We start from the raw sequence: 26,362 nt of genomic DNA on the forward strand, positions 1-26,362 counted from the left end.
CGGCTTGCCAACCGATTTTTCCGAATCTCCGGAATAGGATCGGTAGTTTTCCGAATGACACCCACAGTGAATCAATCGATTGAATTTCTTTGAAGAATTTTTTCAGATCGAATATATCGCCCTGGAACAAGGCTTGAACCGTTCCATCGCCTTTATATATCGATATGTTCTGAGAATTATGAAAATTGCACGACCCTCATGCCCGCCAATCCATTCATGCTGACATTCCCATACCGCGAGAATTTCAGCATGAAATATGCCATTGGAAATGAAAAGACAAACATGCCGAAACGCTGAAATCCCCGATCCAATCTGTATTCTCCAAGAGAACCGATTCCAGCGCCGCCCGATCTAGTGTGCAAGCATTAGATCGGCCAAATCTTTTGCGGAGCGGAAAAATTCTTTTCCAGAGCGGACAATATTTACATTTATACATTTTCAATTATTTCCTATTTCAATGAAAAACAACGACCCGAGAAATATCGATGCAACCCAATAGACAGTATGGTTAATCGACGGACCCACGATCTCTCCGATATTGTCTGTACCGATGCATAAGTTACATAGGCTCATATATGTGGAAACCCGATACCGACGCCCGAAAATCGGAAATAACGACCGAATAGAACAAATAATTCGGCATGTTTTTCCTTTTCCATTTTCCTTCAAACCGGCTGTCGCCGCCCGTTTGCGCAAGAGGATGTCGGAACGAACACACAGTGCACCGTCGGACATGCCGACGTGCCTCACAGAATCCTCCCAGACTGTCCTTTCATCGGCTTATAATTTTTTGCAACAATCGCGCGCCCGTACACGGCGATGCACACAATCTGATCAGGCAACCTTCCCGATTCGTTCGCAATCATGTCATCACGCATGTCAAGTTCGACGTCGCCTCGCGCCGCGCCGGATCTCGGTGGCGCACATATTCTTGTCGTCGATGATCGCCCGAACGAGCTCCGGCTCCTGCTCGAGATCCTGCGCGTCACGCGCTGCCGCATCAGCATCGCGTTCGACGGATTGCAGGCATATCACCGCGCACAGGCGATCTCTCCGGACCTGATCCTGATGGACGTCCGCATGCCGCGCCTGAACGGTTTCGCCGCCTGCCGGCTGCTTGCGTCGACGCCATCCACTCAGACCATTCCGGTCATCATCCTGACCGCCGCAGGTGACCTCGAAGATCGCATTGCAGGGCTCGAGACGGGCGCGATCGACTACATCGTCAAGCCGTTCGAGCCAGCCGAAGTCATCGCCCGGATCCGCAATCACCTGAAGAGGGCGGTGCGCAGCCGACCGTTTGCGCATCTGCCCGCCCTTCCCGACAATCTGGATGCCTCGCTGGTGCGCGCCGCGAGTGAGATCCTGCTGAGCGACCTGCGCAATCCGCCCGCGCTCGAAGATCTCGCGAGGCTGGTCGGCACGCACGAAAAGCGCCTGTCGCGCGTGTTCCGCGACAATCTCGGCCAGACCGTCTTCGAGTATCTGCGCGACACGCGCTTGCGTGCCGCAATGCACTTTCTCGCCGAGACGTCGATGGGCATAGGCGACATCGCCGAAGAGATCGGCTTTTCCACACAGGGCAATTTCGCGACGGCATTCCGCGAACGTTTCGGCATCACGCCGTCCGATTGGCGACGGCAGCACAGTTCGGTCGATGCGCGCGGCATGGCTTCCGAACTGCAGCGCGATGCATAGGCTATACGCGGCATGCGCGCCGGGATGGCGCGTCGTGCTGCTTCTTCCGCTGGTGGCGGCGTTCGCGTGCGCGACCGCGCGAGCAGCGACGACCGAAAACCCGGCGCGCCTAGAAACGATATCGATCTTCGAGGATGCCACCGCGACGATGTCCGTCGATCAGGTGCTGACGCGGTTCGGCGATCCGCAGCACGGATTCTTGCCGGCAGCCGGCGCGCGGTTCAACATCGCGTTTTCCCGCTCGGCATGGTGGATCCACGCGACGCTGGTCAATCGCGACAGCGCTGCGCGCCCGCTCGTGCTGGTGCTTCGCGATGCACGCGTCGACCGGGTCGACTTCCATATGCTCCGGAGCGGTCGATGGACGCTCGGCAGCCGATTTCCCGGCGACGACGGCAACGCGAACCGGCCAGTTGCCCGATACCCAACGCTCGACGTGACGCTGCTTCCGGGCGAAAGCATGTCCGTGCTGATACGCGTCACGTCGCGCAAGGAAATGCGGCTCGCGCCGGCCGCGTTCACGCAGGACGCGTGGCATGCGCAGGAGATGCGCGCCGCCATGTGGAACTTCGGCTTCTTCGGCGGGCTGCTGGCGCTCGCGTGGTGCGCACTGCTGATCGGTTTCTTTTCGGGCAACGGCGTGTTCCACGTGCTGGCGGCGATGGGCCTGAGCACGACGCTGTTCGAAGCAGCGACCCGCGGCTATAAGGGGATGTATCTGTGGCCCGGCGCCACGGAATGGTCGGCGCGCAGCGAGGTGATCTTCGCCTACCTGGCCGTGGCGCTCTTCATCGTCTTCATCCTGAAGGTCGCGCGCGGCGAGAAGGCCAGAATCCCGATGCGCGCGGTCTACGTGACGATCCTCTGCCTCGAATGCGTCGGGATGGCCGGCGCTGCGTTCGGCGATCTGCTCACCTTCACGTGGTTCTGCCTGCGACTGAACACCGTGCTGTCGATCGTGAACATCGGCATTGCGCTAACGCTCGCGATACGCAGAACGCCGACGGGCCGCGTGATGCTGATCGCGGTCACGTTTGCGAGCTTCAATATCCTGATACGCATGCTCGACGGGCTGGACGCAATACCGTCGGCGCTGTCGTGGCTGAAGTCCGACATCTACCCCAACCCGGTGATCGCCATCATCGGTCTCGCCACGCACCTGCTCGTCCTGGCCGCATGGATCGACCACGTGGGCCGTCAGCGCACCGAGGCGAGGAAACGGCTCGAACATTGGCAGCTCACCGAACAGGATCGCCTGCGGGAAGAAGTCGAAAAACGCACGGTTGCATTGAACGAAGCATTGCAGCAAGTGAAGACCAGCATGCAGCAGAAGATCGAGACGCTCGGCTACGTCAGCCACGATCTGCGCGCGCCACTTTCCACGATCAACGGATACGCGAAGCTCCTGTTGCAAAGCGCGACGCGCAGCCAGACCCGGCTGATCCAGTCGATCGATCGAAGCATCCGCTACCAGCTCACGCTCATCGACGAATTGCTCGCCTATACGAAGGCCGAGTTGCAGCCGCTCGGCATTGCTCCGGACGCGACCGATCTGCCCGGTCTCCTGGACGACATCGGCAGCTATGCGATGGCGTTATGCGCGCAGCAGCACAATCGATTCGCCTATCGGCCGCTGACGCCGCTGCCCAAAACACTGTCGATCGACGGCACCCGCCTCCAGCAGGTTCTGCTCAACCTGTTGTCCAATGCGTCGAAATTCACGCGCAACGGCACGGTGACGCTGTCGGTCCACGCGTTCCGGGACGAGGACGCGTACCGTATGGTCTTCGAGGTCGCCGATACAGGTATCGGGATCGACATAACCCGGACGTCCGATATTTTCCGCGCGTATCAGCAGGTCCAGTCCGTCAACGGGAGCACCGGGCTCGGCCTGTTCATCGCGCAGCGTATCGTCAGGGCGATGCAGGGCGAGCTGGTCGTCTCCAGCAAGCCGGGCGTCGGCACGTCGTTTTCATTCCAGACCGTCGCGCCGGCCATCGGGCACACGCTCGTGCCGCCGTCGGAGCTCCTGCGTCCGGTTCGCACCAAGGCTGAGGCCGTACGGGCGATCGCATCGCGCACGACGCGCCACCCACCCGCCCATGCACTCGACGAACTCACACGGTTGGCCAGGGAGGGTCGCCTCACTGATGTCGAGGAATGGCTCGCTCAACATGTGGGCGACTCCGGCTACGCCGCGTTCGTCCAGGATGTGCGAGAGTATCTCGACGTGCTGGATCTTCATGGAATCGAGATGCTGGTCGGCTCGCTCAAACGCGCGGGCAACGCCGGTTCGTCGGTCGACGACGAGCCGGAAGCGGCCGGGCCTTCACCGGTAACGGAGGCCGGCGCGAGCGATCCTGCTGAAGACGAATGTCCGCAATGATTCACTCATGAGTCCCACGCCGCTGCGACGCGTCGAAGCGCGGACAAGCGCCCTGGGCTGGCCCCCGCGAAAACCAGACACGGGGTAACGCTTGAATTGCAGTGAACCAGACTAAATCTGACAGTGGTTGGTTTCTCATGCTCGCGCACATTGGCGCGGAGGGCGTAGCCCGTGGAGGCGATGTGCGCCGCGAACAGCAGGGAATCCGCCATGACTCAGGAACAGAAAGTCATCCGTGCCAAGGTCGGCACGCTCGAGCTGGCCCGGCAACTCGGAAACGTCAGCCAGGCCTGTCGCGTGATGAGGTACTCGCGCGACAGCGTCTACCGGTTCAAGGAACTGAACGATCGGGGCGGAAAGGCTGCACTGCAGGCGATTTCCCCGGAGCAGCCCCCCCTGAAATCGGCTGCCAAACACCCCCTCTCATCCCATCTCGAAATTGACTTTCTTTAAATATTTTCCAAACGAAACTACAAAAAATTGTAGTTTCGAACACCTGCCATTCCAAGCTATGATTAATCCAACAAGCACACATTCAGCACAACATACGCCCATCTCATAAAAATTAGAAAGCAAGACCATCTCAATAAAACAGAAAATAAATTCATAAAATGCGATTTTAATCAACATCCATCCATTCAAGACGCCGCTCATTTCACGAATCGGAGCATAGCCCGTCTGCAGCGGGTTTACACATGGCGCGATCGAAAGCGCCAAATCGGCACGACCGCCGTCATCACCTTCAAGAAAGGAGTTCGCATCATGGCCACGACCACCGAAGAAGAAATCCTGCCGCAGATCCTTCATCACATTTACAGCGTGACCGGCGGAGAAGTGAATCCGTCGTCCGTCTCGACCCCGGCCGTCGAGCTCAAGCTGCAGTTCGACGACGCCAATCACCGCATTTCCGGGTTCGGCCGAGTCGTCTGGGGCAAGGTCAAGCCGCCGAAAGTCACCTCGGATTTCGTCGATCTCATCATCCACGGCGATTACGGATACGTCCCGCCCATTTCGAAGCAAAACGATCCGAATTTTCTGGTCAGAACCCTTCAATTCAGCCTGGTCGGGTATCCCAATCTGCACTGGAATCCGCGCTGGGGCATCGGCCCTCAACTCCAGGTCATTTTCAACCTCAACGCGGTGATTCCCGTCGGATCGAAAACCGGGTATGCCGCCTACAGCTACGGCCTCCCTCACGATCCCGAAAGCGCCGTCTCCGTGGCCGACGCGACGATCCGCCAATTGCTGCTCTGATCGCGCGACCGGATCCTCAACGTTCGAAAGGCACTCGATCACTTCAAGAAACCTTCGGACGCGATGAGCAGTGACCGATGACGCGCCGGCGATGCAATGTCGCCGGCGCCGTCGATTTTCCAGAACGACATCGGAAATCGGCGCTGATCGCATCGGGAAATCATCGCGTGCGCCTCAAAGCACCCGCCCGATGGCCATCGGCCGATTCCAGGGCCGCGCACACGCTCGCCTCTATCCAATCAGGTGCAGAAGCCTGCAAAGCGGAGCGGATAAGCGAAATGCGGACGACCGCGCATCGCCGGTTCAGGAAATATCCGGCTGAAAAGATACCGAGCGATTCCGGCGGTTAATGCGTGGAGCGATTCTCATCAAAGGCAATTTGATTGGCGGCCTTATTTCGTTTCCAAAACCCAAAAACTAGTCAGTTATTTTATTCACAATAGCCATTCCCCGCCATTCACTCACGCGCCATTCCAGACAAAAAAGTAATACAAATTTCTCGCGACGCCCTGCCACTCCATCTACACTCGCCAGACCTAAACGAGGCCGCGAAATGCCAGTTTCTTGCCGTATATCAGGACATTAACGTGATGTCTTTTACATGGGCAAGTAATCAATGCCGGTCAAATGCGATGCCGCGAGTTTGCGATGCATTGCCACCTCGATACAGGCGAGCCAATCCACCATCGTGAACGCGATTACATGAAGAAACTTCTGGTCGTCACGTTGCTTGCCGCTTTGGTTGCCCCCTTGTTTGTGCCAGACAAGAACCCACTGTCTCATCCGCCGCCGTCGACGCGCAGGGCAGCTTGATCAGCCATGAGGAATTCAGGATGCCGGCGGGTCCGGCGAGAGTACGTTGCACCATCCTCACCACCGATCCCGACAATCCGCAAAAAGCCGTTACGATCGAGCAGGTGCTGATGCGAACGGGTCCGGACAAATTGACTTTCGTGCGAGGTGAACAGCCGGCCGATGCAACTCTCTACAGGCAGAGACTGTGTAAGAAAATGGGAGCGGTCCCCAGGATTGAAATGGCTCGAAGAAATCAGGCAGGTCACACGCATGCTCACTCAAACGTTAGTTCCCCGAGCCGAATCCTCGCTTCGCGCGTCTCGGCCCCGCACGATCTGATCCAGTAAGCTGTCTTGAACGGTGCAACGCGCGGTGACGCCACAGCCCCGATCCTCATCCCACACTGCCCACAATTCGCTCAGGCCGGCGTTCGCAGATTCCATTCGCATTTCTACGCCCCAATGCAAGCCTGCGGGCTTTCACCTTACGGACTTCGCTTTCTATTGGCGTATCTATCACCACTGGGACGGATTTTTCACTTAATCAGCATCAGTCATCAAGACACGATCAAAAAAATCGAAGACACATCGATCGGCCTCTTATTAATTTAACTCTTACTTATCTGACAACGTTAAAATTCGACGCCATGCCGTCCCCATAAAAACTACCACATTGATTTCAGAATTCGCTCTCGATCAAATTGCACACTTGCCAAACATGACCTTTCAACCTATGCTGAATTTTTGCCATTTCCGCACATCGAATATGAAAATCAATTAATTTAGCGATTAAATAGTTAAATTCAATTCAAGCTTCATTCTGCGCGTGATTTTTTAACAAACCAATCACACAAATACAACACCCGCTCGACCAAGCTTATTAAAAAGATGATCGCCGACACCAGACATCATCAGTCGAGCTCGCGCAATATGCGTGTCGGATTGGGTGTGAGGTCAGCCATAGCATGGCTCGGCCAATACAAGAGATCCGCACTATCACAAAGAAGGAACTGAAAATGAAAAAGATGCTCGCATCGCTCGCTATGCTGGGGATTCTCGCGTCACCCGCGTGGGCTGACACTCCACCGAATTGCCAGAACCCATCCGGCTCATGGCTCAATGAATTGGGCTCGACCATGAAGATCACTTCCATCAATGGGACTGGAGCCATTACCGGCACGTACGTTTCCCCCTCTGGAACAACCGGACAGACTTTTTCGCTTTCTGGCTGGTTCTATGCAGCGCCACCTACGAATAACGGCCTAGATCAAGTGACATTGGTCACGTTTTCCGTAAATTGGAACAATGCCGCGGCCCGCTACAACAGCATTACGACGTGGTCGGGGCTTTGCCGAGTAACGAACAACGTGCCGACGATCACAGCGCTTTACTACTACTCAAATGCTTTCGCCCAATATTCGTGGAAGCACATCAATGTGGGGCAGGATATTTTCCAGCCAATTGGCTCGCAATAAGGGAACGCCATCCGATAGTTTCGTGAACTTGCTTGCGTACCAGCATCTGGACCTAAAAAGAAAACGCCCCGCTACCGAAAAATCGGCGCGGGGCGCAGGCTGAACTGCATAAGTAAGCCCCGAGGCTTTCGCACTCAGGGCTTCGTTTGGGCGCACCCTGCGCCCGATGTCATCAATATAGAGAAACACGATGCGGTTTACAACCCCTTTTCAATTACGTCATCGAATGAGGACTACGCCGGCTGATGTTCCTTCAACCATTCACGCAGCGCGTCGTTCATGCGCGTCTGCCAACCTTCGCCTGTCGCCTTGAAGGCGTCGACGATGTCGATGTCGTAGCGCACGGTCAATTGCATCTTTGGAGCCTCAAGCGGCGGACGGCCGCGCTTATCTCGACGCGCCATCTTCGCAAAGTCCTCTGCCGGCACTTCGAACGTGTCGGAGTCGGCCGCGATGCCGCGGTTGATTGCCGCATCTTCGCCGTCCGTCGGCATGACGATCTTACGGTTGCTCGACATAGCTCTTGGCCTCCCACTTGTTCGCCTTGCGAATGCTGATGATGTGCATTGAGTCGCGACGCTGCTTGAACATCATGCAGTAAAAGCGATCGCCGATCACACCGAACCCGACCTCGCGAACTTCATCGTAGTCGCGTCGGGCATCCACGTAGGACAACACATCCGCCCAATCCAGCTGCGCCGCAAACGCCAACGAAACCCCATGCTTGGCAACGTTCGTTTCGTTCTTGGCCGGGTCGAAAGCGATATCCATTTGAATTAGTGTAGTTACGATAATCATCGAATGCAGGGGTTTTTGTAACCACACTATTTCGGAACACTTCAGCAATCCGCGGCGCTTTAGCGGCCCAAGAATCAAGCACTTCGCCTGCTGGCATACGGGTGCGCAAGACGTGGCAGCACTCAAACTTCCCGCTCGGGCCATACGAGCCAGATTGCGAGATCTTCCATCGCGCCGACTACTTCGATGATCCGCATGAGCCGGACGGCGAGAAGTCGCCGGAAGGAAAGTACTGGACATCGCGGCCGTCGATCCACATGCCGCGCGCAACGTCCCGCATCACGCTCGCAGTCACAAGCGTGCGCGTCGAGCGGCTGCGGGACATCACCGAGAACGACGCAGAGGCGGAGGGGATGTTTGCAAGCGCCTACGAGTACGGCAACGGCGAGGGCACCGAAAGCGCGCGCAAGTCGTTCCCATGCCTCTGGAATAGCCTCAACGCCTCGCGCGGCTTCGAATGGAATGCGAATCCGTGGGTCTGGGTCGTCGAGTTCGCAAAGTTGTTCGGATACTAAAGATCCCCTTCATCGATCTGGATCACGAAGGGTTCAGGGACATCGACTGGGCCAAGCGGATCGTACTGCACCATGCGCACCGCGACGATCTCGCGTATGCGTTTCTCGATTCTGGTCTGCTCGATCACATCGCTGGTTTCATGGCGATTGATCGCGCCGACATCGATCACGATCACCATCGGCGTATTGCGACGCAGCGAATCGTCTCGATCTGCGACCTGCCATCTGACGATGACATGGTTACTCCGATTCCCTTCCAGAAACTCTACGTCTGATGGAAAATCGTCATGCAGTATGAAATCCAACCATTCGGACTCGCGAGACATATCGGCCTCCGTTGTGGATCTTTATGCTAGCAGTTATATAGCTCTTGCCTGCTGGGCGAAGAAGCCTCGTGTAACATGGCTTCCGCGTAGTTTCACCTTTCGACGTATCGATACATCAAAATATATCGTTCCCCTCAAGCGCTGGTCAGCTCCCAAGGAGCACTTGCAGGAGCACTTGCGGAAGCAATAACGCTCTCCGAAATAGCGCCAGCGAACGTATAAATCTTACCTTCAATTGTGCGAGACAGTTCGAGCTGGGACGCGCCATTCTCTCGCGTGTAAAACCGATCGAGGGCGATACAGCCCGAAAACAATACTGGCACGCCCAACGCGGACAAGTAAACGCATGACGACATGATGCGTCTCCGTTGGCTTTTGACTGTTTGGAACAGGCACTGATGGGGATCAATCAAATAAATATAGCAAAGCGAAGTATCTTCGAATCACAAGGGCGCATTATCGACATGCCGACGTGCCTCGTCGCGCCGATATCCTTGACGCCCCATATCGGAACATCAGCCGCATCGACAAAGATTGCAACGTTATCCAGCGCTTCCGTCTCGGTCATAAAACTGACGTCTACGACCTCGATTCCCTCTACCGACACCTCGCATCATGCCAATCGAAACCATCACAAAAAATCGGCGTCGGCGACTTCCGTCGGAATGGTGATCCCCCAGGCCAGCGACGAGCGTCACGTGTACAAAGGCCGTCGAGAAATGCTGGAGATCGCGCGTGCGTGCCCAAATCGGCAGGCTCGCGCAGCCATTCGGGCGGCCTTCTACTCGGGGATGCGATTCAACGAGATCCTGCGGGCGAAGCCAACCAAGAATGGATTTTCGCTGGGGACGAAAAAAATGGGCGACCGAGAATCGTTCCGATCCATTCCCGTATCGCGGTCACTGCGCGCCGAGTGATGTTCACGATCGCTCCGTGGAAATCCAAACGGTACGCCCATCTGGTGACCGACAAACTCGCCGACGCGGTGAAAAAGATCGGCGCAACAAGGATCGGGCAGAAAAACCCCCATCGTAGGGCGAATAATCGCCGAATGGGGTTCATCCAATCTGCCGCAAAGCCTTGTGGCGGAAGGCAGCAGACTCCTGAAACGGCCGCGGCAGCGTTGCTAGGTAAGGATTTCGCTGTCGCCGCGAGCAGCTACCCACAACCCTACCCACAATTGCATCAGCCCTACTCTTTCGATACTGACTCGGCCGCCATCTCGTCGGCCGGATAGAACTGCAGCATCGTGCGCGCGGCGTCGACGTTCTTCGCGTGCAGCCACTCGTCATAGTCGGCTGGCCGCAAGATTACAACTGACCGCTTCTCATCGCCTGGGTGGTGCATGTGTTTCATCAAAGGATGCTCGTCGGCGTTCACCGTCGGCATTGCCATTGCTAGGGTTTCATCGCCGTCCGCCCCTTTCCACGCCCGCCATATACCTGCAACGCAAAGCGGCCGCCAGTTCTCGAGACCTATGCGATAACGCACGTGCTTGCTGGTCTCCCAGTTCGGCTCATAGATCCATCGTGCCAGGATCAGGCTGCGCTGGCCAGCGCACCACGCCGCACGGTATGCCGGCTTCTCACCCACTGTCTCGGCGCGCGCGTTGACCGTCAGATACTTCTTTCCCGGCGGCTGGTGCGCCTTCGGGATCACGGCCGCTGCACCATCGCCGGCCGCGCGCACGATCGGTGCCGCACAATCTGGCCAGATCTCGGGTTGCATACTCTCATATTTTTATAAGCACACCATCAACCCAAAATGAATTATTAAAATATCAGACCCTCAAATTAAAATACACTCACACTTGACAGCTACCATTATTCATAGGTTGAATTAAAAAATTAAAATCATACAATATTCAACGATTCCCTTCATCTTGAGCGAACGGGATCGCATTTCCACCAATAACCAATAGGAAATAATCATGCTTTTGGATAATTTTGCAAAAGAATATGCTTTTGTTTCAAAAATCAATGTCTCCAATCTCGACGCAAGCGCCAATTGGTATCAAAAAAATCTTGGCCTGGTCCCGGATAGTCGTTACGACGCTCGATCATGGAGACAATTTAATCTCCCCGATCTCAAGCGAGTTGCTATCGGACTCAATTTAGACAGTTCAAAGGTCGGAACGGGCGGCGCCGTGCTTACGTTCGTGGTCAATGACATTGATGGCGCGCGCCAACAGCTCATTGAGAACAAGGTTCCCGTCGACAACATAAGCGATGTAGGCGACGGCGTGAAACTGTGTTTCTTCAAAGATCCGGACGGAAATTTACTGGGTCTTCGCCAGAACCCTGCCTCTCAACCGCGCGCGGAAAAGATTGGTTATTAACCGGCACTCCGTTTTAGTGCATTAACGCACAAACCAATTCAACTCATACCAACAATCCTCTAAACGCATAACAGCGGCGGCACGCTCGGATGTGCCGCCACACCGACTTGATTTCTTCGCGCCGGTTCACATGGGCGCAGAGTCAGCCACCATCGCATCGGCCGCGTAGAGCTGCAGCATCGCTTGTGCGGCTTCGATTTTCTTCGTATGCAGCCATTCATCGTAATCGGCCGGCCGCAGAATGACGACGGAACGTTTCTCATCGCCCAAGCGGTGCATGTGCTGCATGATTGGATGACCAACGACGACGTTCGTCGTGTCGCCCATGCACTTCGTCGGGATGCCGACCGGGTCGAGATAGCCGACCAGCTTCGTCCATTCGAACTTCGGGACGATGGAAATCGGGATAGGGGCGGCCAGTGACCTAGCCGATCCCCTCCCACACCACCCGGCATGCGGGTCCGCACCGGGCGGTTCTACGAATTCGGCGTTGCCGTGTCGGCCGGTCGACATAGCCTCCGAGAAGCTGAACAGGCGCTCACGCAACTGGCCGACACGCTGCCGGCTATGGTGATCGATACCCTGCGCGAGCAATTGCATCGCATCGGCATGCTCACGAAGGACATCGCCGAAATCGAACGCAGATTGACTGTTTGGCAGCGACAAAACGAAGCGGCCACGCGCCTCATAGCCATCCCCGGCGTCGGCCTGCTTAGCGCCACCGCCGCCGTGGCCACAATCGGCGATGCCTGCATGTTTCGCTCTGGGCGCGAATTTGCGGCATTCCTGGGTCTGGTGCCGCGACAAAGCGGCACGGGTGGCCGAGTAAAACTGCTTGGCATGAGCGCGGCGACATCTACATGCGTACTTTGCTGATTCACGGTGCGCGCGCCGTGCTCGCACGCGCTAAGCATTTGAGCGAAGCGCTGCAACGACTGCTCGCGCGACGACCGTTCAACGTGGTGGTCGTCGCTCTGGCGAACAAAATCGCGCGCACGATCTGGGCGCTTCTTGCTCACGATCGGACGTACGAAACCAGCGACGCGGCGCGAGCTGCGTAATTGTTCAACTCACTATAGGGAATGGGTCGCCAATAGGTTGCGCAGGTTGATGTACGCGTGATGGCAAAACAGGTCGGACCGTGGGCAAGCAAGCCTGAATGGGCGTAGGTCCTTCGAGGACTTCCAGGAGTTGAGGCCTTCCCCAGCAAATTCCATCAGGGCCAGCGGACCGACATCCGCACCGTAGGCCGGATATAAGTCTGCAGCCTGATCCTGTCCGCCGAACACGAATATCACCTGGCAAACCGGGAGGCGTCCATATAAGTGCGCCCATGCTGGGCGCACATGAAAAAGCCGCTCGAAGGCGGCGGTGAAAATATTCGTGTCCAGACAATGGTGATAACATCGGCGCAGGCCAAATCAGCACCCGAAACAATCTCACAACAGACCTATGCAAATCGAAAATTCGGTAAAGTCCAAGTCGCGCCCTTGGTTCATGGATGACTCGCAAGTTGAGGCTAAGCTTGCCGGTTTGGATGCAGATGTAAGACATCATGCCCAGAACATCATCGAGCACGGCTTCACGGTAATTCGTAGCTCTATCTCAAAGGAGCGTTGTACGTTTCTGGTGAATCAGTTCAAAGAGTTCGCGCGATTGAACCCAGAAAAATTCAAGAAATTTATTGATTCCGATGGGCACTATCCGCGCATCGTGAATTTGCATGCGGCGATGCCAGAACTCTTTGAATTGTTTTCGAAAAATCACACAGCCTACCGCGTCCAGCAAGCGCTTTTCGATGCGACACCAAGTCTTTATACATCGCTCTTCTACGAGCGCGGCTCTGCACAAACACCCCATCGAGACACCCCAGTTTTTTCTACTAAGCCTGAGTACTTTTATTTCGGTGTTTGGGTGGCCCTTGAAGACGCCGATCTTGAAAACGGTGCACTACAGGTTTATCGCGGCGGCCACAAAATACCGGAGCTCGATCGCGAAAAGATCGCATTGGGAAGATTCAAAACGCTTGAAGAAATTCCGCCGACATCAAATGACCTCTGGGTTGACTACCAGAGCGAAGTCGTGCGGCGTTGTGAAGATGCCGGCCTGCAAATCGAATCCCTTTGCGTCGAAGCAGGCGACACTGTCATCTGGCACCCGCAGTTGCCTCACGGTGGCGGCCCCATCGCCAATTTGGCCAAGAGCCGGTTCAGCCTTGTCATGCACACCACACCTGTCGGTGTACCGGTGTATCACCAGGACAAGTTCTTTAATCCGAATGCCGAAGCCCCCATCGATGCCCCCTGGTGGTACGAAGAAATCGACGGCGCTCATCGTGTCAAACATACGGAAGTGAACTTCGCGCACCAGGAGTCCTTCCCGGTGAGCGAATTTCATCGGCCTGAAAATGCAGAGAAGCAAACGCCTAAAAAAGGGCTTCTCCATTCGCTGAAGCATATTCTCAGCTGATCTCACCCAATGGACGGCGGATAGTATGTTTCATTATCGTCCGTCGTCCAGCCAAGAGCGCTGCCCCCCAAAGCCGCGCCGGACAAGGCTTTGATGGTAGTGAGCGGGAGTAAACGAGAAACTGCGAGAGTCTTAAGTGGCGGAAGGCAGCAGGAGTCGAACCTACCTAGCGCGGGCTGACCGCACCAACTGGGTTTGAAGCCCAGCCGCACCACCGGATACGGATGCCTTCCTGCGAAAACGAGAGCGGAAACCGCGTACGCGGTCCCGTCGAGAATCGTCGCGAACGATTGAGAACTATGGCGAGCCGAGCAACCGACTGTCGGCGCGCAACCAGTGAAGATCGCGCTGGAAGCGAGTATACCCAACGCGATCGAAGAATTCGAGGATTTGAATCGCGCGCTTGCGGCCGAGGCCCGTCGCGTCGCGAAACGTCGCCGCGTCGAGCGCGCCGCCGTGCTCATGCACGAGCTGCGAGATCAACCGCGCGAGCTGCGCGATCACGTCGCGATGGTAGAACAGGTCGCGCACGACCTGATGCACGTCGCCGCGCCGCGCAAGCTTGCGCAGCAGCGCGCGCACCGCATCTTCCGCAACGCCCGTCGTCGTCGCGAGATCCCGCACCCAGGGCGGATCGTAGCGCCCCGCCGCGACGAGCGGCAGCAAGCGCCCAGCCAGCGCCTCCTCGCTCGCATCGAAGCTCACCGCGTGCGACGGCAGATGCAGCCACGGCCCGCTGCGCGCGATCGCGCCTTCGGCGATCAACGCATCGGTCAGCGCGCGCCACAACGCATCGTCCGCGAGCGGCGCCGCGATCCGGCGCAGCCGCGCGACATCGGGCCCCTGCTCGTCCGGCGAACGCTGGTGGAACGTCGCGAGCGCGTCGAGCACGCGCGTGCGCAGCGCATCCCAATGCCCGCGCGCGACGACGCGCGCGTCGTCCGCATGCTTGCCCGGCGCGGCAATGTTCACCGCATCGGCGGGCAGCGCAAGCGCGCCCGATGGCAAGCCGGTCAGATGCATCAGCATCGCGCGCGTGACACCGAGCGGCGCTTCGTCGAGCAATGCGTCGAGCCGGCCTTCGTCGAGCCATGTCGCGAGCGCGTCGAGCCACGCGCGGCGCGCGCTCGTGCGCCGCTTGCGCGCCGGTCCGAACGGATCGAGCACGCGCCCGCCGCCCACCGTGCGCGTCGCCTGCGCGTTGCGCACGATGAAGCGGTCGCCCGGCGCCGCGAACACCGGCTCCGTGAAATTCAACTGCGCGCGCGCGCGCTGGCTCGGCCCGAGCGTATCGCCTTCGAGCAGCGCGACGTGCGCAACCCGGTGCAGCGTGCCGAGATGCACGTGCAGCGGCGTCCAGTGCGAGATCGTCAGATCGGCGTCCGCCGTCAGCGTCAGCTCGACGTCGAGGCGCGGCGACAGCGTCGCGAGCCGCGCGTCGACGATCGCGTCGCCGCGCGCGAGCGCCGCCTTGTCGATGCCCGCGAGGTTCAGCGCGCAGCGCTCGCCCGCGTGGCCAACGTCGGTCGCGCGGTTCTGCGCATGGATGCTGCGCACGCGCACGGATTCGCCTGTGCGCGCGACGGCGAGCGTATCGCCGACGCCCACGCGCCCCGCGAACGCGGTGCCCGTCACGACGGTGCCTTGCCCCGCGAGCGTGAACACGCGATCGACCGCGAGCCGGAACAGGCCGTCGTCGCGCCGCGCGCGCCACGCAAGCGCAGTGTCGCGCAGATGCGCGTTCAGCGCGGCGACACCCACGTCATCGGGCTCGGTCGCGCGCGTCTCGACGATCGGCGCATCGGCGAGCGGCGACGTCGCGAGCCACGCGCGGATCTCGTCGCGCACCTGCGCGATGCGCGCCACATCGACGCGATCGCATTTCGTCAGCGCGACCGCGCCGTGCGCGACGCCGAGCAATTGCAGGATCGCGAGATGCTCGCGCGTTTGCGGCATCACGCCGTCGTCGGCGGCGATCACGACGAGCGCGAAGTCGATCCCGCACGCGCCCGCCGCCATCGTATGGACGAGCTTCTCGTGGCCGGGCACGTCGATGAAGCCGAGCACGTCGCCGTTCGGCAGCGGCGTATATGCATAGCCGAGCTCGATCGAGATGCCGCGCGCCTTCTCTTCCTTCAGCCGATCGGTGTCGACGCCCGTCAGCGCGCGCACGAGCGTCGTCTTCCCGTGATCAATGTGGCCCGCGGTTCCGACGATCATGCGTGCGTATCCGTCGACGCTTGCGCGCATTGCGCGACGAACGCGGTCTCATCGTCCGCTTCGAGGCAGCGCAGGTCGAGCCGCAGTGCGTCGTCGGCGACGCGGCCGAGCACCGGGCGCGGCCAGCCGCGCAGGCGTTTCTCGAGCTGCGCGAGCGCGCGGCCGCTGCGCTTGCCGTCGGCCGCGCGCACGACGACGCCGCAGCTCGGCAGTTGATCGACGGGCAGCGCGCCACTGCCGATCTGGCTGAACATCGGCTCGACGTTCACGACGAACGCCGCGCCGATCGCGCGTTGCAGCGCCGGGCGCACGCGCTCGGCCGCCGCCGCGATGTCCGCCTGCGGACGCGTCAGGAGCCGCAGCGTCGTCAGCCGCTCGCGCAGGAATTCCGGCGCCTGGTACAGGCGCAGCACCGGCTCGAGCGCCGCGAGCGTCAGCTTGCCGACGCGCAGCGCGCGCTTCAGCGGATGCCGCTTGATCTTCCCGATCAGGTCGCGCCGGCCGACGATCAGGCCCGCCTGCGGGCCGCCGAGCAGCTTGTCGCCGCTGAACGTGACGAGATCGGCACCCGCTTCGACCGTCTCGCGCACCGTCGTCTCCTTCGGCAGCCCCCAGCGCGTCAGGTCGACGAGCGTGCCGCTGCCGAGATCGACGGCCACGGGCAGCCCGCGCTCGCGCGCGAGCGGCGCGAGTTCCTGCAATGTCACTTCCTTCGTGAAGCCGCTGATTGCGTAGTTGCTGCAATGCACCTTCATCAGGAGCGCGGTGCGCGGTCCGATCGCTTCCGCGTAGTCCGCGAGATGCGTGCGGTTCGTCGTGCCGACCTCGCGCAGCTTCGCGCCCGCGCGACTCATGATGTCGGGGATGCGGAACGCGCCGCCGATCTCGACGAGCTCGCCGCGCGACACGATCACTTCCTGCTTCGGTGCGAGCGCGGACAGCGCGAGCAGCACCGCGGCCGCATTGTTGTTGACGACGGTCGCCGCCTCCGCGCCCGTCAACTCGCAAATGAGATCGTCGATCAGATCGTCGCGATCGCCGCGGCGGCCGGTCGCGAGATCGAATTCGAGATTCATCGGCTGCGTGAGCGCCTGCACGACCGCGCGCACCGCTTCGTCCGGCAGCAGTGCGCGGCCGAGATTCGTGTGCAGCACGGTGCCCGTCAGGTTGAACACCGCGCGGATCGCGCCCGCGGCGTCGGCCGCGAGCCGCGCGCGCACGTCGGCGGCGATCCGCGCATCGTCGAGCGTCTCGGCCGCGGCCGGATCGCGCCGCGCGGCGTCGCGCCACGCGTCGAGCGACGCGCGCACCGCGGCGAGCGCGCGCGTGCGCCCGTACTCGTCGACGAGCGGCCTCATCTCGTCCGACGACAGCACGCGCTCGACCGACGGCACGCGCGCCAGCAGCACGTTCAGCTCGTTCGCGCCGGGTTCGCTCACGTCCGGTCGTCTCCTGCGGATTCGGCCGGCAGATCCGGCCACAGCAGCGGATTCGGCGACGCGCGCCGGTAGCCCGCCTCGCCCATCAGCAGATCGAGCGTGAGGCTCGCGAGATCGTCCGCGAGCGGCTCGACGTCGTAATCCTTGTCCTGATAGCCGATCTTGCGATACGTATGGCACTCGTCGCACGATTCGGCCTTGATCGCTTCGCTGCCGCCTTCGATCCCGTGATACGCGATGCCCTTCGTCGAATCGCAATGCGAGCACTTCGTGCGGACCATGTGCCACTCGGTCGAGCACAGCCCGCACTGGAGGAAGCGGTAGCCCTGATACGGGCCGCCGACGCGCACGATGCTCGCGACCGGCTGCGCGCCGCACACGGGGCACAGGCCGGGCTGCTCGAGATACGGGACGTCGGCGGGCGAAATGCGGCTCGCGAGCGCGGTCCACACGACCTGCAGCGCGGCCATCAGGAACGGCGCCGACGCCGGCTCGATTTCGGCGAAGCGCTGCGCGAGCAGCGCGTCGGCCTGCGCGTCGAGCTCGGCGCCCGCGCGCAGGCGCAGCCCGTCGATCAGCTTCGCGAGCGGCGGATTCACGAGGCCCGCGCTTTCGATGCGGTCGAGCAGGCCTTGCAGCACGTCGCGCCAGCGCGGGTCGCGCTCGCCGCCGAGCGCCGGCGCGAGCGGCATCGAATGGCGCTGCGCCTGCTCGATCGATTCATTCGCGGGCGCGTTCGCGTCGAATGCCTGCAGCAATTCGTGCTGCGCATCGGCGACGACCGCCATCAGCCGCAGATAGCCGGCGATCGGGTTCAGGTCGGCGAGCTTGCGCAGCCGCGCGGCGCGCGCGGCGAACACGATGCCGCGCTCGGGCATCCGCACGCGCGGAATGGCCGATTGATCGAGCGACGCGATTTCGCTCGGTTCGAGAATACGTTGGGTTGCGTCAGTCACGTGAGTGCCCTAAAAAAACAAGCGCCGAATCGTCGGCGCTTTTTGTTCCGTCTGCCGCTCGCCCGCCCGCCGGCCGCGTGGACGGCCCGGCGGGCGGCGCGAGGCGCGGACCGTCCGCGCGCTGCGTCGGCATGTGCGATGCGTCGTTACTTCACGCTCTCGCGAAACCACTTCGGATGGTGCTTTCTCGCCCAGCCGACGGTCACGGTGCCGCGCACCATCGCGCCGATCGAGCCCTTCACCCACAGCGCCGCGTACACGTGCACGACGATGCCGACGATCAGCACGAGCGCCGCGACCGCATGCACGACGGCCGCCGCGCGAATCACGCCGATCGGGAAGTAGAACGAGAAATAACGCCGCCAGATCACGATCCCGGAGACGAGCAGCAACAGCAGACACGCCACCATCGCGAAGAATAGCAGCTTCTGCCCCGCGTTATAGCGGCCGACTTCCGGCAGCTTGTCCTCGCGGTTCGCGAGCACGTCGTCGATCTGCGTGAGCCACTGGCGGTCGCCCGCGTCGAGCAGGTTGTGGCGCCAGTAGCGCACGACCATCACCGCGAACGACACGAACATCACGAGGCCGACGAACGGATGGAGGATCCGCGTCCATTGCCCGCCGCCGAACAGCGCCGTCATCCAGAACATCGACGGATGAAACAGCGCGAGCCCGGACAGCGCGAGCAGCACGAACGAGATCGCGGTGATCCAGTGGTTCGAGCGCTCGTTCGCCGTGTAGCGGACGATCAGGTTGGGGTCGTCATGCTTCATTTCGCGTCCTCCTTGATGCGTCGCGCTTCGTCGCGGGCGGCGGCCTCGTCGTCTTCCGTCACTTCGTTCGGGCCGACGCGCGTGTAGTGGAAGAAGCCGGCGAGCGCGGACAATGCGATGCCCGCGACCGCGAGCGGCTTCGCGATGCCCTTCCACAGCTTCACCATCGGACTGATCGACGGGTCGTCGGGCAGGCCGTGATACAGCGACGGCTTGTCCGCGTGGTGCAGCACGTACATCACGTGCGTGCCGCCGACGCCCGCCGGGTCGTACAGCCCCGCATGCTCGAAGCCGCGCCCCTTCAGATCGGCGATCCGCTCGGCCGCGTGCTGCTTCATGTCGTCCTTCGTGCCGAACACGATCGCGCCCGTCGGACAGGTCTTCACGCATGCGGGCTCCTGGCCGACCGCGACGCGATCGGAGCACAGCGTGCACTTGTACGCGCGATTGTCCTTCTTCGAGATCCGCGGGATGTTGAACGGGCAGCCGGTCACGCAGTAGCCGCAGCCGATGCAGTTCTCCTCGTGGAAATCGACGATCCCGTTGTTGTACTGAACGATCGCGCCCGGCGACGGACACGCCTTCAGGCAGCCCGGGTCCTCGCAGTGCATGCAGCCGTCCTTGCGGATCAGCCATTCGAGGTCGCCCGCCGGGTTCTCGTATTCGGAGAAGCGCATCACCGTCCACGAGTGCTCGGTCAGGTCGGCCGGGTTGTCGTACACGCCGACGTTCGTGCCGACTTCGTCGCGCAAATCGTTCCACTCCATGCAGGCCGTCTGACACGCCTTGCAGCCGATGCACTTCGATACGTCGATCAGCTTCGCGACGCCGCCCGTCGACGGCTCGCGCGCGGTGGGCGGCGGCGTCGTGGTGGCGGAGACGCGCTTGATATCCAGCGATTGCAATGCCATCTCTTCCCCCTTACGCCTTTTCGACCTTCACCAGGAACGACTTGAATTCCGGTGTGTACGAGTTGCCGTCGCCCACGGACGGAGTCAGGGTATTCGCGAGATAGCCGGGCTTCGTCAACCCCTTGAAGCCCCAATGCAACGGGATGCCGACCGTCTGCACCTTCTTGCCGTCGACCATCAGCGGCTTGATCCGCTTCGTGACGAGCGCCACCGCGACGATGTGCCCGCGGTTCGACGACACCTTCACGAGCTCGCCGTGCGCGACGCCGACTTCCTTCGCGAGATCCTCGCCGATTTCGACGAACTGCTGGGGCTGGATGATCGCGTTCAGCCGCGCATGCTTGGTCCAGTAGTGGAAGTGCTCGGTCAGACGATACGTCGTCGCGACGTGCGGGAACTTGTCGACCTTGCCGAACGCCGCCCGATCGTCCGGGAACACGCGGGCGGCCGGGTTGTTCAGCGCCCGCGGGTTGTTCGGATGCAGCGGGTTCGCGGCGAGCGGCGTCTCGAACGGCTCGTAGTGCTCGGGGAACGGACCTTCGTTCATCCCGGCGCGCGCGAAGAAGCGTGCGACGCCTTCCGGGTTCATGATGAACGGGCCCATGCCGGTCTCGGGCGGCTCGTCGGCCTTGTAGTCCGGAATGTCCGGACCGGTCCACGCCCTGCCGTTCCACGCGACCAGCTTGCGGGTCGGGTCGAACGGCTTGCCGTTCACGTCGCACGATGCGCGGTTGTACAGGATCCGCCGGTTCGCCGGCCACGCCCACGCCCAGCCGAGCGTCTGGCCGATGCCGGTCGGATCCGAGTTGTCGCGCCGCGCCATCTGGTTGCCCGCTTGCGTCCACGCGCCGCAGAAGATCCAGCAGCCGCTCGCGGTCGTGCCGTCGTCCTTCAGCTGCGCGAAGCCCGCGAGCTGCTCGCCCTTCTTCACGAGCGTCTTCGCCGGGTCCTTCGGGTCGGGCAGATCGGCGAGCGCGCGGCCGCTGAACTCCATCGCGAGCTCTTCGGGCGTCGGGCTTTCCGGATTCGCGTACGGCCAGCTCAGGTTGACGATCGGATCGGGATACTTGCCGCCGTCCTTCTGGTACATCTCGCGCATCCGCAGGAACAGCCCCGACATGATCTCGAGGTCGCTCCTCGCCTGGCCCGGCGGCGCCGCGCCCTGCCAGTGCCACTGCAGCACGCGGCCCGAATTGACGAGCGAGCCGCGCTCCTCCGCGAAGCACGAGGTCGGCAGACGGAACACTTCGGTCTGGATCTTCGACGCATCGACGTCGTTGAACTCGCCGTGGTTCTTCCAGAACTCGGACGTCTCGGTCGCAAGCGGATCCATGATCACGAGCCACTTCAGCTTCGCGAGCGCCTCGGACGTCTTCGCCTTCGACGGCGCCGCCGCGAGCGGGTTGAAGCCCTGGCAGATGTAGCCGTTCATCTTGCCTGCATGCATCAGCTCGATCGTCTGCAGCAGGTCGTACTGCTTGTCGAGCTTCGGCAGATAGTCGTAGCCCCAGTTGTTCCCGGCGCCGACCGCGTCGCCCCACCACGCCTTCATGAAGCTCACGTGGAACGCGCGGTAGTTCTTCCAGTAGCTCAACTGGTTCGGCCGCAGCGGCTGCTGCGCGCGTTTCCGGATGTACGCGTCGAAGTCCTGCTCGGCCTGCATCGGCAGCGTCATGTAGCCCGGCAGCAGGTTCGACATCAGCCCGAGGTCGGTGAGACCCTGGATGTTCGAGTGGCCGCGCAGCGCATTCATCCCGCCGCCCGCGATGCCGATGTTGCCGAGCAGCAGCTGCACCATCGCGCCCGTGCGGATCATCTGCGCGCCGACCGAGTGATGCGTCCAGCCGAGCGCGTACAGGATCGTGCCGGCGCGGCCGGGCACGGCCGTCGTCGCGAGCATCTCGCACACCTTCAGGAACTTGTCCTTCGGCGTGCCGCAGATCTTCTCGACCATCTCCGGCGTGTAGCGCGAATAGTGCTGCTTCAGCAGGTTGTAGACGCAGCGCGGGTGTGCGAGCGTTTCGTCGACCTTCACGAAGCCGTCTTCGCCGCGTTCGTAGTCCCACGTCGACTTGTCCGGATACGCGTGCTTGTCCGCGTCGTAGCCGGAAAAAATGCCGTCGTCGAACGCGAAGTCTTCGCGGACGATGAACGAGAAATCCGTGTAGTGCTTGACGTACTCGTGCTGGATCTTGTCGTTCGTCAGCAGGTAATTGATGATCCCGCCGAGGAATGCGATATCCGTACCGGTGCGAATCGGCGCGTAGAAATCGGCGACCGATGCGGTGCGCGTGAAGCGCGGATCGACGACGACGAGGCGCGCATTGCGATGCGCCTTCGCTTCCGTCACCCATTTGAAGCCGCACGGGTGTGCTTCGGCGGCGTTGCCGCCCATCACGAGAATCACATCCGCGTTCTTGATGTCGACCCAATGGTTCGTCATCGCTCCACGGCCAAACGTCGGGGCAAGACCTGCCACCGTCGGGCCATGTCAGACACGCGCCTGGTTGTCGAACGCGAGCATCCCCATGCTGCGCACGGTCTTGTGCGTCAGATAGCCGACCTCGTTGCTGCCCGCCGACGCGGCCAGCATGCCCGTCGTCAGCCAGCGGTTGACCTTCATGCCGTCGTCCGTCGTCTCGACGAAGTTCGCGTCGCGGTCCGCCTTCATCAGCTTCGCGATCCGGTCGAGCGCATCGCGCCACGAGATCGGCTCCCACTTGTCGGAGCCGGCCGCGCGGTACTCGGGCTGCGTCAGGCGGCTCGGGCTATGGATGAAGTCGACGAGGCTCGCGCCCTTCGGGCACAGCGTGCCGCGGTTGACCGGATGGTCGGGGTCGCCCTCGATGTGGATGATGCTCGACGTGGCGTTCTTCGCGCCGTCGCCGAGGCTGTACATCAGGATGCCGCAACCGACCGAGCAATAGGGACAGGTGTTGCGGGTTTCGACAGTGCGCGCCAGCTTGTATTGGCGGACCTCGGCGAGCGCTTCGGCCGGTGAGAAGCCCATCAGGGCTAGACTCGAGCCGGCGAGCGTCGTCGCGGACAGCTTCAGGAACTGGCGCCGGGACAGTTGGAGCATGGTGGTCTCGGGCGGGTTGTATTGAAGGGGGACAGATTGATTGGATGTCGTTGCGTTGCCGGGTTGCTGGGTTGCTGGGTTGCTGGGTTGCTGGGTTGCTGGGTTGCTGGGTTGCTGGGTTGCTGGGTTGCTGGGTTGCTGGGTTGCCGGGTTGCTGGGTTGCGGGTTTCGCGGCCGCCCCCCGGCGCGGCGTCCGGCGGGAGCCCGCGACGCGGCGGTGACGGGCCGCGTCGTCTATCGTCTTTCCTTTATATGACAACACGAGAGGATCGGATAGCGGAACCGTCACCAATAAGGGAAAACCATTTCTTACAGCGCGCAAGGTTATCAGATTGCGCCAAAACGCGGCGTGTCACGCGAGGCTCGCGCGCACCGGCACAGCGCCGCGCCGGTCGGCGGCCCGGCTTGACGCCCGCCGCAGCGCGATCGGCCCACCCGGACGCCGGACGATCGGCATCGACCGTCCGCGCCGGGGCCGAACACATCGACGAGTTCGGCCGGCATGACGCGCACGCCCCGTCCGCGCGTCGCCGCCGATGCGTTTACGGCATCCGGTTCGAAATATTGAGCGGATTCCTGGGCGAACGACCGAGCGAAACCGGTCCGGACGAAAGTCTTGCCAATTGAAGTCTTGTCTACCGATTCGCCTACCCACGACGAATCAGCCACTCGAATATTTAATAAATTCATATTTTAATTATTCGAGATTATCCAATCCGGTTCGTCCCATATAATCGACATCGGCATTTTAGCCAATTCGCCATTCAATTCAGATTGGGAGGTAATGATGGGATTTTTGCATACGAATGCGCTTTCTTCGTTATTGGCGGCCGCCCTTTGCGCGGCAACTTTCCAGGCCGCGTACGCCGATGTGAAGGACGGCAGGATAGTCATCGCGAACGATGACCTGAATCTGTCGCGGCCGCTGCCGCAAGCCGTGTATCGCGCCGATACCCGCACGCCGGACCAGATATTCCAATATGGCTTTGGCGCGCGCGGCAATTCATACAACATCCGGAATCATGTGATCGGCGGTGCGAATCTCGAAAATACCGGATTCGTGAGCACGACGGCGAGCCGCGAAATCGCGACGCAAATCGCCAACAGCAATCGGCTCGAACTCGCGTCGGCGTGCGGCGCGAGCAGCGACGGCCAAACTACGTTCACGTGCCGCGCATTCGTCTACGAAATCCGCGCGACCGGAAACATGATCTACCTGCCCGATCAATTGACGTCGGATTTGCAGCGATATGCGGGACAGCAGGAGTGGGCGGCGATTCATTCGATCGATCCGCGCCAGATCGTCCGGGCGACCGAGTATCGCGTCAATTTCGTCAACAACATTCCGCAAGGCGGCGCGACGCAGGTGCGCGTCTGGGATAACGTCGCCGGACGCGGCGCCGGTTACGCCGGCTACGATCCGAATTTCATCGGCTACGATCCGGACAACCGGGCGAACAACCACGGCTGGTCATCGACGGCCGACGTCGGCCCGACGTCGACGACCGACCGCCGCTGCACGTCGCAAACCGTCGCGACGAGCGTGACGCGGCCATCGGGCTCCGACCTGGCGATCGCGGTGCCCGAATACTGCGAGGCGCACGGCGGCGTCGTGCTCAGGAACAGCAATGTTCCGGGCGGGGCGAGCGTCGTCGAGCCGGTCGATTTCCGGAATGCGACGCATACGGGGGAAACGCAGAGGTGGCGCGAAACGGCCGATCAGCGCGACAACGACCTGTTGATCGACTCGATCAAGCTGACGTTCACGCCCGCTTATCCGAAGTGACGCGCGGCGTGACGGCGCGGGCGGCGCCTCACGCGTCGTCCGGCTGCGTTCCCGCCTGGTTCCAGCCGAGCGCGTCGTATAGCCGGTAGCGCGCGATGCCGGGATATCGATGGCGGGATATTCATGCAGCGCGAGATCGGCGACCCAGAAATTGTATGCAAGCGGCAGCGGGAACAGTGTCGCTTGCAGGTACTCGGCGCGCACGGGAATCGCCGCGACGCCGAAATGCGCGAAATACAGCACGCTGCGCCGCAATTGGACGCCCGACGTCACGAGCAGCACGCGGTCCGCGCGATAGCCAGCCAGGACGACGCGCGTGAATTGCGCGTTCCGCGACGTGTTCATGCTGCGCGTCTCGGACAGCACATCGGCCGCGTCGATGCCGAGTCCGATCAGCGCATCGCGATGGACGGTCGCTTCCGGTACGCTGTTGAGACGCGCGTCGCCGCCGCTCGCGACGATCTTGCAGTCGGCGTTCGCGCGCGCCTTTCGGCAGCCGCGGTAGAGGCTCGCCGCCTCGACGATCCGCGAATAGGAGAACGTGCCGGGCTCGACCGCGCCCGTCGCGGCGATCTTCTCGGTGCCGAGCCCCGGCATGACGATCGCGTTGCGCTCGCCCCATTCGACCGCCGGCCGCGCCGCATACGGCGCCTGCAGATCGCGCAGCAGCCAGGCGGGCACGGGGCCGCAGCCGATCGCGAAGAACAGGAAGGCGGATGCGGTGAACGTCGCTCGACTCGTGTGCCGCCGCTTGGCGATCCAAAGCAGCGCGGCGACGACGCCACGGCGGTCAGCAGCGCGAGCGTCATGCGACGGCCGCCGGCGCATCGGCGGTTGCGAGCGGGCGTGGGCGGACCGGTGGAGCGGTTCGTGCTGCGGGGCGGGCGGATCGGTGCATGGCGGCGGTCGAACGACAACGAGGCTGGAGATTACGCGACGGGCGGGGCTTCGAGGCCAGCATGTGTTCGGCTGGGCCGGAGACGGCGAAAGCGCCGGGCGGATGGAGCCTGCGGCGATGTCGGTATCGACCGCCGTAGCGGTGTCGAGGTCGAGGTCGAGGTCGAGGTCGAAGCCGGGGCCGGGGCCGGGGCCGGGGCCGGGGCCGGGGCCGGGGCCGGGGCCGGGGCCGGGGCCGGGGCCGG

The 26,362-nt window shown here is 61.4% G+C and carries 25 protein-coding genes, 1 tRNA gene and 3 pseudogenes; 13 read left to right on the forward strand and 16 right to left on the reverse strand.

Annotated elements, in window-relative coordinates; all coding sequences use genetic code 11:
* Window positions 1-864 precede the first annotated feature (864 nt).
* The 3 genes and pseudogenes from WS70_RS27420 to WS70_RS27430 form a co-directional block, all read left to right on the forward strand.
* Window positions 865-1,698 carry a response regulator transcription factor gene (locus WS70_RS27420; protein WP_059597467.1) on the forward strand — a complete coding sequence of 278 codons (834 nt, stop codon included), beginning with the start codon at window positions 865-867 and terminating at the stop codon, window positions 1,696-1,698.
* Window positions 1,691-4,084, forward strand: a complete 2,394-nt coding sequence (locus tag WS70_RS27425; protein WP_059472940.1) for a sensor histidine kinase — start codon at window positions 1,691-1,693, stop codon at window positions 4,082-4,084. Before WS70_RS27420 ends, WS70_RS27425 begins: the two co-directional genes overlap by 8 nt.
* Before the next feature lie 210 nt (window positions 4,085-4,294).
* Window positions 4,295-4,489, forward strand: a pseudogene (locus tag WS70_RS27430) (helix-turn-helix domain-containing protein); the annotation flags it as partial.
* A gap of 18 nt (window positions 4,490-4,507) precedes the next feature.
* Here WS70_RS27430 and WS70_RS32220 read toward each other — a convergent pair.
* Window positions 4,508-4,894 (reverse strand): hypothetical protein, encoded by a 387-nt coding sequence (locus WS70_RS32220; protein ID WP_162499002.1) that lies wholly within the window; start codon window positions 4,892-4,894, stop codon window positions 4,508-4,510.
* Between WS70_RS32220 and WS70_RS27435 the strand changes: the two genes are divergently transcribed.
* Complete coding sequence (locus tag WS70_RS27435) at window positions 4,847-5,338, forward strand: hypothetical protein (RefSeq protein WP_059472888.1); 492 nt, start codon at window positions 4,847-4,849, stop codon at window positions 5,336-5,338. The genes WS70_RS32220 and WS70_RS27435 overlap by 48 nt on opposite strands.
* Before the next feature lie 779 nt (window positions 5,339-6,117).
* Here WS70_RS27435 and WS70_RS31980 read toward each other — a convergent pair.
* Window positions 6,118-6,405, reverse strand: coding sequence for a hypothetical protein (locus tag WS70_RS31980; protein WP_156438324.1), 288 nt, complete (start codon window positions 6,403-6,405; stop codon window positions 6,118-6,120).
* A 743-nt stretch (window positions 6,406-7,148) separates the two neighbouring features.
* Here WS70_RS31980 and WS70_RS27450 point away from each other — a divergent pair.
* Entirely contained in the window at window positions 7,149-7,607 is a 459-nt protein-coding gene (locus WS70_RS27450; protein ID WP_162499003.1) for an avidin/streptavidin family protein, read from the forward strand.
* 233 nt (window positions 7,608-7,840) lie between these two features.
* On the opposite strand, the gene WS70_RS27460 is transcribed toward WS70_RS27450, so the two are convergent.
* Both WS70_RS27460 and WS70_RS27465 read right to left on the reverse strand, forming a co-directional pair.
* Complete coding sequence (locus tag WS70_RS27460; protein WP_059472886.1) at window positions 7,841-8,125, reverse strand: BrnA antitoxin family protein; 285 nt, start codon at window positions 8,123-8,125, stop codon at window positions 7,841-7,843.
* A complete protein-coding gene (locus WS70_RS27465; RefSeq protein ID WP_059472885.1) occupies window positions 8,109-8,378 on the reverse strand; it encodes a BrnT family toxin in 270 nt (89 codons plus the stop codon). Before WS70_RS27465 ends, WS70_RS27460 begins: the two co-directional genes overlap by 17 nt.
* A gap of 128 nt (window positions 8,379-8,506) precedes the next feature.
* Here WS70_RS27465 and WS70_RS27470 point away from each other — a divergent pair, with 128 nt between their 5' ends.
* The gene (locus WS70_RS27470) at window positions 8,507-8,920 is read left to right on the forward strand and encodes an ASCH domain-containing protein (protein WP_059472884.1); all 414 of its coding nucleotides are present in this window, start codon (window positions 8,507-8,509) and stop codon (window positions 8,918-8,920) included.
* Here the strand turns inward: WS70_RS27470 and WS70_RS27475 are convergent.
* Complete coding sequence (locus WS70_RS27475; RefSeq protein WP_059472883.1) at window positions 8,917-9,246, reverse strand: hypothetical protein; 330 nt, start codon at window positions 9,244-9,246, stop codon at window positions 8,917-8,919. The two genes, WS70_RS27470 and WS70_RS27475, sit on opposite strands and share 4 nt — an antisense overlap.
* A 398-nt stretch (window positions 9,247-9,644) precedes the next feature.
* Here WS70_RS27475 and WS70_RS33275 point away from each other — a divergent pair, with 398 nt between their 5' ends.
* A complete protein-coding gene (locus tag WS70_RS33275) occupies window positions 9,645-10,163 on the forward strand; it encodes a hypothetical protein (protein WP_226382871.1) in 519 nt (172 codons plus the stop codon).
* A gap of 274 nt (window positions 10,164-10,437) precedes the next feature.
* Here the strand turns inward: WS70_RS33275 and WS70_RS27490 are convergent, their stop codons facing one another.
* On the reverse strand, window positions 10,438-10,974 hold the full coding sequence (locus WS70_RS27490) for an SOS response-associated peptidase (RefSeq protein WP_082722294.1): 537 nt from the start codon (window positions 10,972-10,974) through the stop codon (window positions 10,438-10,440).
* Window positions 10,975-11,176: 202 nt separating this feature from the next.
* Here WS70_RS27490 and WS70_RS27495 point away from each other — a divergent pair, with 202 nt between their 5' ends.
* Window positions 11,177-11,584 carry a VOC family protein gene (locus WS70_RS27495; RefSeq protein WP_082722295.1) on the forward strand — a complete coding sequence of 136 codons (408 nt, stop codon included), beginning with the start codon at window positions 11,177-11,179 and terminating at the stop codon, window positions 11,582-11,584.
* Window positions 11,585-11,881: 297 nt separating this feature from the next.
* Here WS70_RS27495 and WS70_RS33935 read toward each other — a convergent pair.
* Window positions 11,882-12,004 (reverse strand): annotated as a pseudogene (locus WS70_RS33935) (lysozyme); the annotation flags it as partial.
* 189 nt (window positions 12,005-12,193) lie between these two features.
* Between WS70_RS33935 and WS70_RS33940 the strand changes: the two are divergent.
* The 4 genes from WS70_RS33940 to WS70_RS27510 all read left to right on the forward strand — a co-directional run bounded on the left by WS70_RS33940 (window position 12,194) and on the right by WS70_RS27510 (window position 14,053).
* A complete protein-coding gene (locus WS70_RS33940; RefSeq protein WP_059597471.1) occupies window positions 12,194-12,460 on the forward strand; it encodes an IS110 family transposase in 267 nt (88 codons plus the stop codon).
* A gap of 38 nt (window positions 12,461-12,498) precedes the next feature.
* The gene (locus WS70_RS33945) at window positions 12,499-12,645 is read left to right on the forward strand and encodes a hypothetical protein (RefSeq protein ID WP_156438111.1); all 147 of its coding nucleotides are present in this window, start codon (window positions 12,499-12,501) and stop codon (window positions 12,643-12,645) included.
* A 285-nt stretch (window positions 12,646-12,930) separates the two neighbouring features.
* Window positions 12,931-13,089: a hypothetical protein gene (locus WS70_RS31985; RefSeq protein ID WP_159082984.1), complete on the forward strand. Its 159-nt coding sequence runs from the start codon at window positions 12,931-12,933 to the stop codon at window positions 13,087-13,089.
* Window positions 13,082-14,053 carry a phytanoyl-CoA dioxygenase family protein gene (locus tag WS70_RS27510; protein ID WP_082722157.1) on the forward strand — a complete coding sequence of 324 codons (972 nt, stop codon included), beginning with the start codon at window positions 13,082-13,084 and terminating at the stop codon, window positions 14,051-14,053. Before WS70_RS31985 ends, WS70_RS27510 begins: the two co-directional genes overlap by 8 nt.
* A gap of 137 nt (window positions 14,054-14,190) precedes the next feature.
* Here WS70_RS27510 and WS70_RS27515 read toward each other — a convergent pair.
* The 8 genes from WS70_RS27515 to WS70_RS32225 all read right to left on the reverse strand — a co-directional run bounded on the left by WS70_RS27515 (window position 14,191) and on the right by WS70_RS32225 (window position 24,448).
* Window positions 14,191-14,286, reverse strand: a tRNA-Sec gene (locus WS70_RS27515).
* 64 nt (window positions 14,287-14,350) lie between these two features.
* Entirely contained in the window at window positions 14,351-16,273 is a 1,923-nt protein-coding gene (gene selB, locus WS70_RS27520; RefSeq protein WP_059596622.1) for a selenocysteine-specific translation elongation factor, read from the reverse strand.
* The gene (selA, locus tag WS70_RS27525) at window positions 16,270-17,712 is read right to left on the reverse strand and encodes an L-seryl-tRNA(Sec) selenium transferase (RefSeq protein WP_059596617.1); all 1,443 of its coding nucleotides are present in this window, start codon (window positions 17,710-17,712) and stop codon (window positions 16,270-16,272) included. Before selA ends, selB begins: the two co-directional genes overlap by 4 nt.
* The gene (gene fdhE, locus WS70_RS27530; RefSeq protein WP_059596618.1) at window positions 17,709-18,668 is read right to left on the reverse strand and encodes a formate dehydrogenase accessory protein FdhE; all 960 of its coding nucleotides are present in this window, start codon (window positions 18,666-18,668) and stop codon (window positions 17,709-17,711) included. Before fdhE ends, selA begins: the two co-directional genes overlap by 4 nt.
* Window positions 18,669-18,814: 146 nt before the next feature.
* A complete protein-coding gene (locus WS70_RS27535; RefSeq protein WP_059472878.1) occupies window positions 18,815-19,441 on the reverse strand; it encodes a formate dehydrogenase subunit gamma in 627 nt (208 codons plus the stop codon).
* Complete coding sequence (gene fdxH / locus WS70_RS27540; protein ID WP_059596619.1) at window positions 19,438-20,352, reverse strand: formate dehydrogenase subunit beta; 915 nt, start codon at window positions 20,350-20,352, stop codon at window positions 19,438-19,440. Before fdxH ends, WS70_RS27535 begins: the two co-directional genes overlap by 4 nt.
* Window positions 20,353-20,362: 10 nt before the next feature.
* On the reverse strand, window positions 20,363-23,434 hold the full coding sequence (fdnG, locus tag WS70_RS27545; RefSeq protein ID WP_082722158.1) for a formate dehydrogenase-N subunit alpha: 3,072 nt from the start codon (window positions 23,432-23,434) through the stop codon (window positions 20,363-20,365).
* A 693-nt stretch (window positions 23,435-24,127) separates the two neighbouring features.
* A complete protein-coding gene (locus WS70_RS32225; protein ID WP_162498988.1) occupies window positions 24,128-24,448 on the reverse strand; it encodes a DUF4170 domain-containing protein in 321 nt (106 codons plus the stop codon).
* Here WS70_RS32225 and WS70_RS33290 point away from each other — a divergent pair.
* Window positions 24,372-25,220 carry an enterotoxin A family protein gene (locus tag WS70_RS33290; RefSeq protein ID WP_226382978.1) on the forward strand — a complete coding sequence of 283 codons (849 nt, stop codon included), beginning with the start codon at window positions 24,372-24,374 and terminating at the stop codon, window positions 25,218-25,220. The two genes, WS70_RS32225 and WS70_RS33290, sit on opposite strands and share 77 nt — an antisense overlap.
* A 28-nt stretch (window positions 25,221-25,248) precedes the next feature.
* On the opposite strand, the pseudogene WS70_RS27565 reads toward WS70_RS33290, so the two are convergent.
* Window positions 25,249-26,029, reverse strand: a pseudogene (locus tag WS70_RS27565) (YdcF family protein).
* Between the last annotated feature and the right edge of the window lie 333 nt (window positions 26,030-26,362).

Origin of the sequence: Burkholderia mayonis (assembly GCF_001523745.2) — a bacterium.
In the GTDB taxonomy this organism is placed as follows: Bacteria; Pseudomonadota; Gammaproteobacteria; order Burkholderiales; family Burkholderiaceae; genus Burkholderia; species Burkholderia mayonis.

Bases quoted from the DNA above. Each gene is read 5' to 3' on its own strand.
- WS70_RS27420 (WP_059597467.1), top strand. From the start codon at position 865: ATGTCATCACGCATGTCAAGTTCGACGTCGCCTCGCGCCGCGCCGGAT.
- WS70_RS27425 (WP_059472940.1), top strand. From the start codon at position 1,691: ATGCATAGGCTATACGCGGCATGCGCGCCGGGATGGCGCGTCGTGCTG.
- WS70_RS27435 (WP_059472888.1), top strand. From the start codon at position 4,847: ATGGCCACGACCACCGAAGAAGAAATCCTGCCGCAGATCCTTCATCAC.
- WS70_RS31980 (WP_156438324.1), bottom strand. From the start codon at position 6,405: ATGCGTGTGACCTGCCTGATTTCTTCGAGCCATTTCAATCCTGGGGAC.
- WS70_RS27450 (WP_162499003.1), top strand. From the start codon at position 7,149: ATGAAAAAGATGCTCGCATCGCTCGCTATGCTGGGGATTCTCGCGTCA.
- WS70_RS27460 (WP_059472886.1), bottom strand. From the start codon at position 8,125: ATGTCGAGCAACCGTAAGATCGTCATGCCGACGGACGGCGAAGATGCG.
- WS70_RS27465 (WP_059472885.1), bottom strand. From the start codon at position 8,378: ATGGATATCGCTTTCGACCCGGCCAAGAACGAAACGAACGTTGCCAAG.
- WS70_RS27475 (WP_059472883.1), bottom strand. From the start codon at position 9,246: ATGTCTCGCGAGTCCGAATGGTTGGATTTCATACTGCATGACGATTTT.
- WS70_RS33275 (WP_226382871.1), top strand. From the start codon at position 9,645: ATGGGGATCAATCAAATAAATATAGCAAAGCGAAGTATCTTCGAATCA.
- WS70_RS27490 (WP_082722294.1), bottom strand. From the start codon at position 10,974: ATGCAACCCGAGATCTGGCCAGATTGTGCGGCACCGATCGTGCGCGCG.
- WS70_RS27495 (WP_082722295.1), top strand. From the start codon at position 11,177: ATGCTTTTGGATAATTTTGCAAAAGAATATGCTTTTGTTTCAAAAATC.
- WS70_RS33940 (WP_059597471.1), top strand. From the start codon at position 12,194: ATGCTCACGAAGGACATCGCCGAAATCGAACGCAGATTGACTGTTTGG.
- WS70_RS31985 (WP_159082984.1), top strand. From the start codon at position 12,931: ATGAAAAAGCCGCTCGAAGGCGGCGGTGAAAATATTCGTGTCCAGACA.
- WS70_RS27510 (WP_082722157.1), top strand. From the start codon at position 13,082: ATGGATGACTCGCAAGTTGAGGCTAAGCTTGCCGGTTTGGATGCAGAT.
- selB (WP_059596622.1), bottom strand. From the start codon at position 16,273: ATGATCGTCGGAACCGCGGGCCACATTGATCACGGGAAGACGACGCTC.
- WS70_RS27535 (WP_059472878.1), bottom strand. From the start codon at position 19,441: ATGAAGCATGACGACCCCAACCTGATCGTCCGCTACACGGCGAACGAG.
- fdxH (WP_059596619.1), bottom strand. From the start codon at position 20,352: ATGGCATTGCAATCGCTGGATATCAAGCGCGTCTCCGCCACCACGACG.
- WS70_RS32225 (WP_162498988.1), bottom strand. From the start codon at position 24,448: ATGTTGTATGAATTGCCGCGCGCGCCAAAGCCATATTGGAATATCTGG.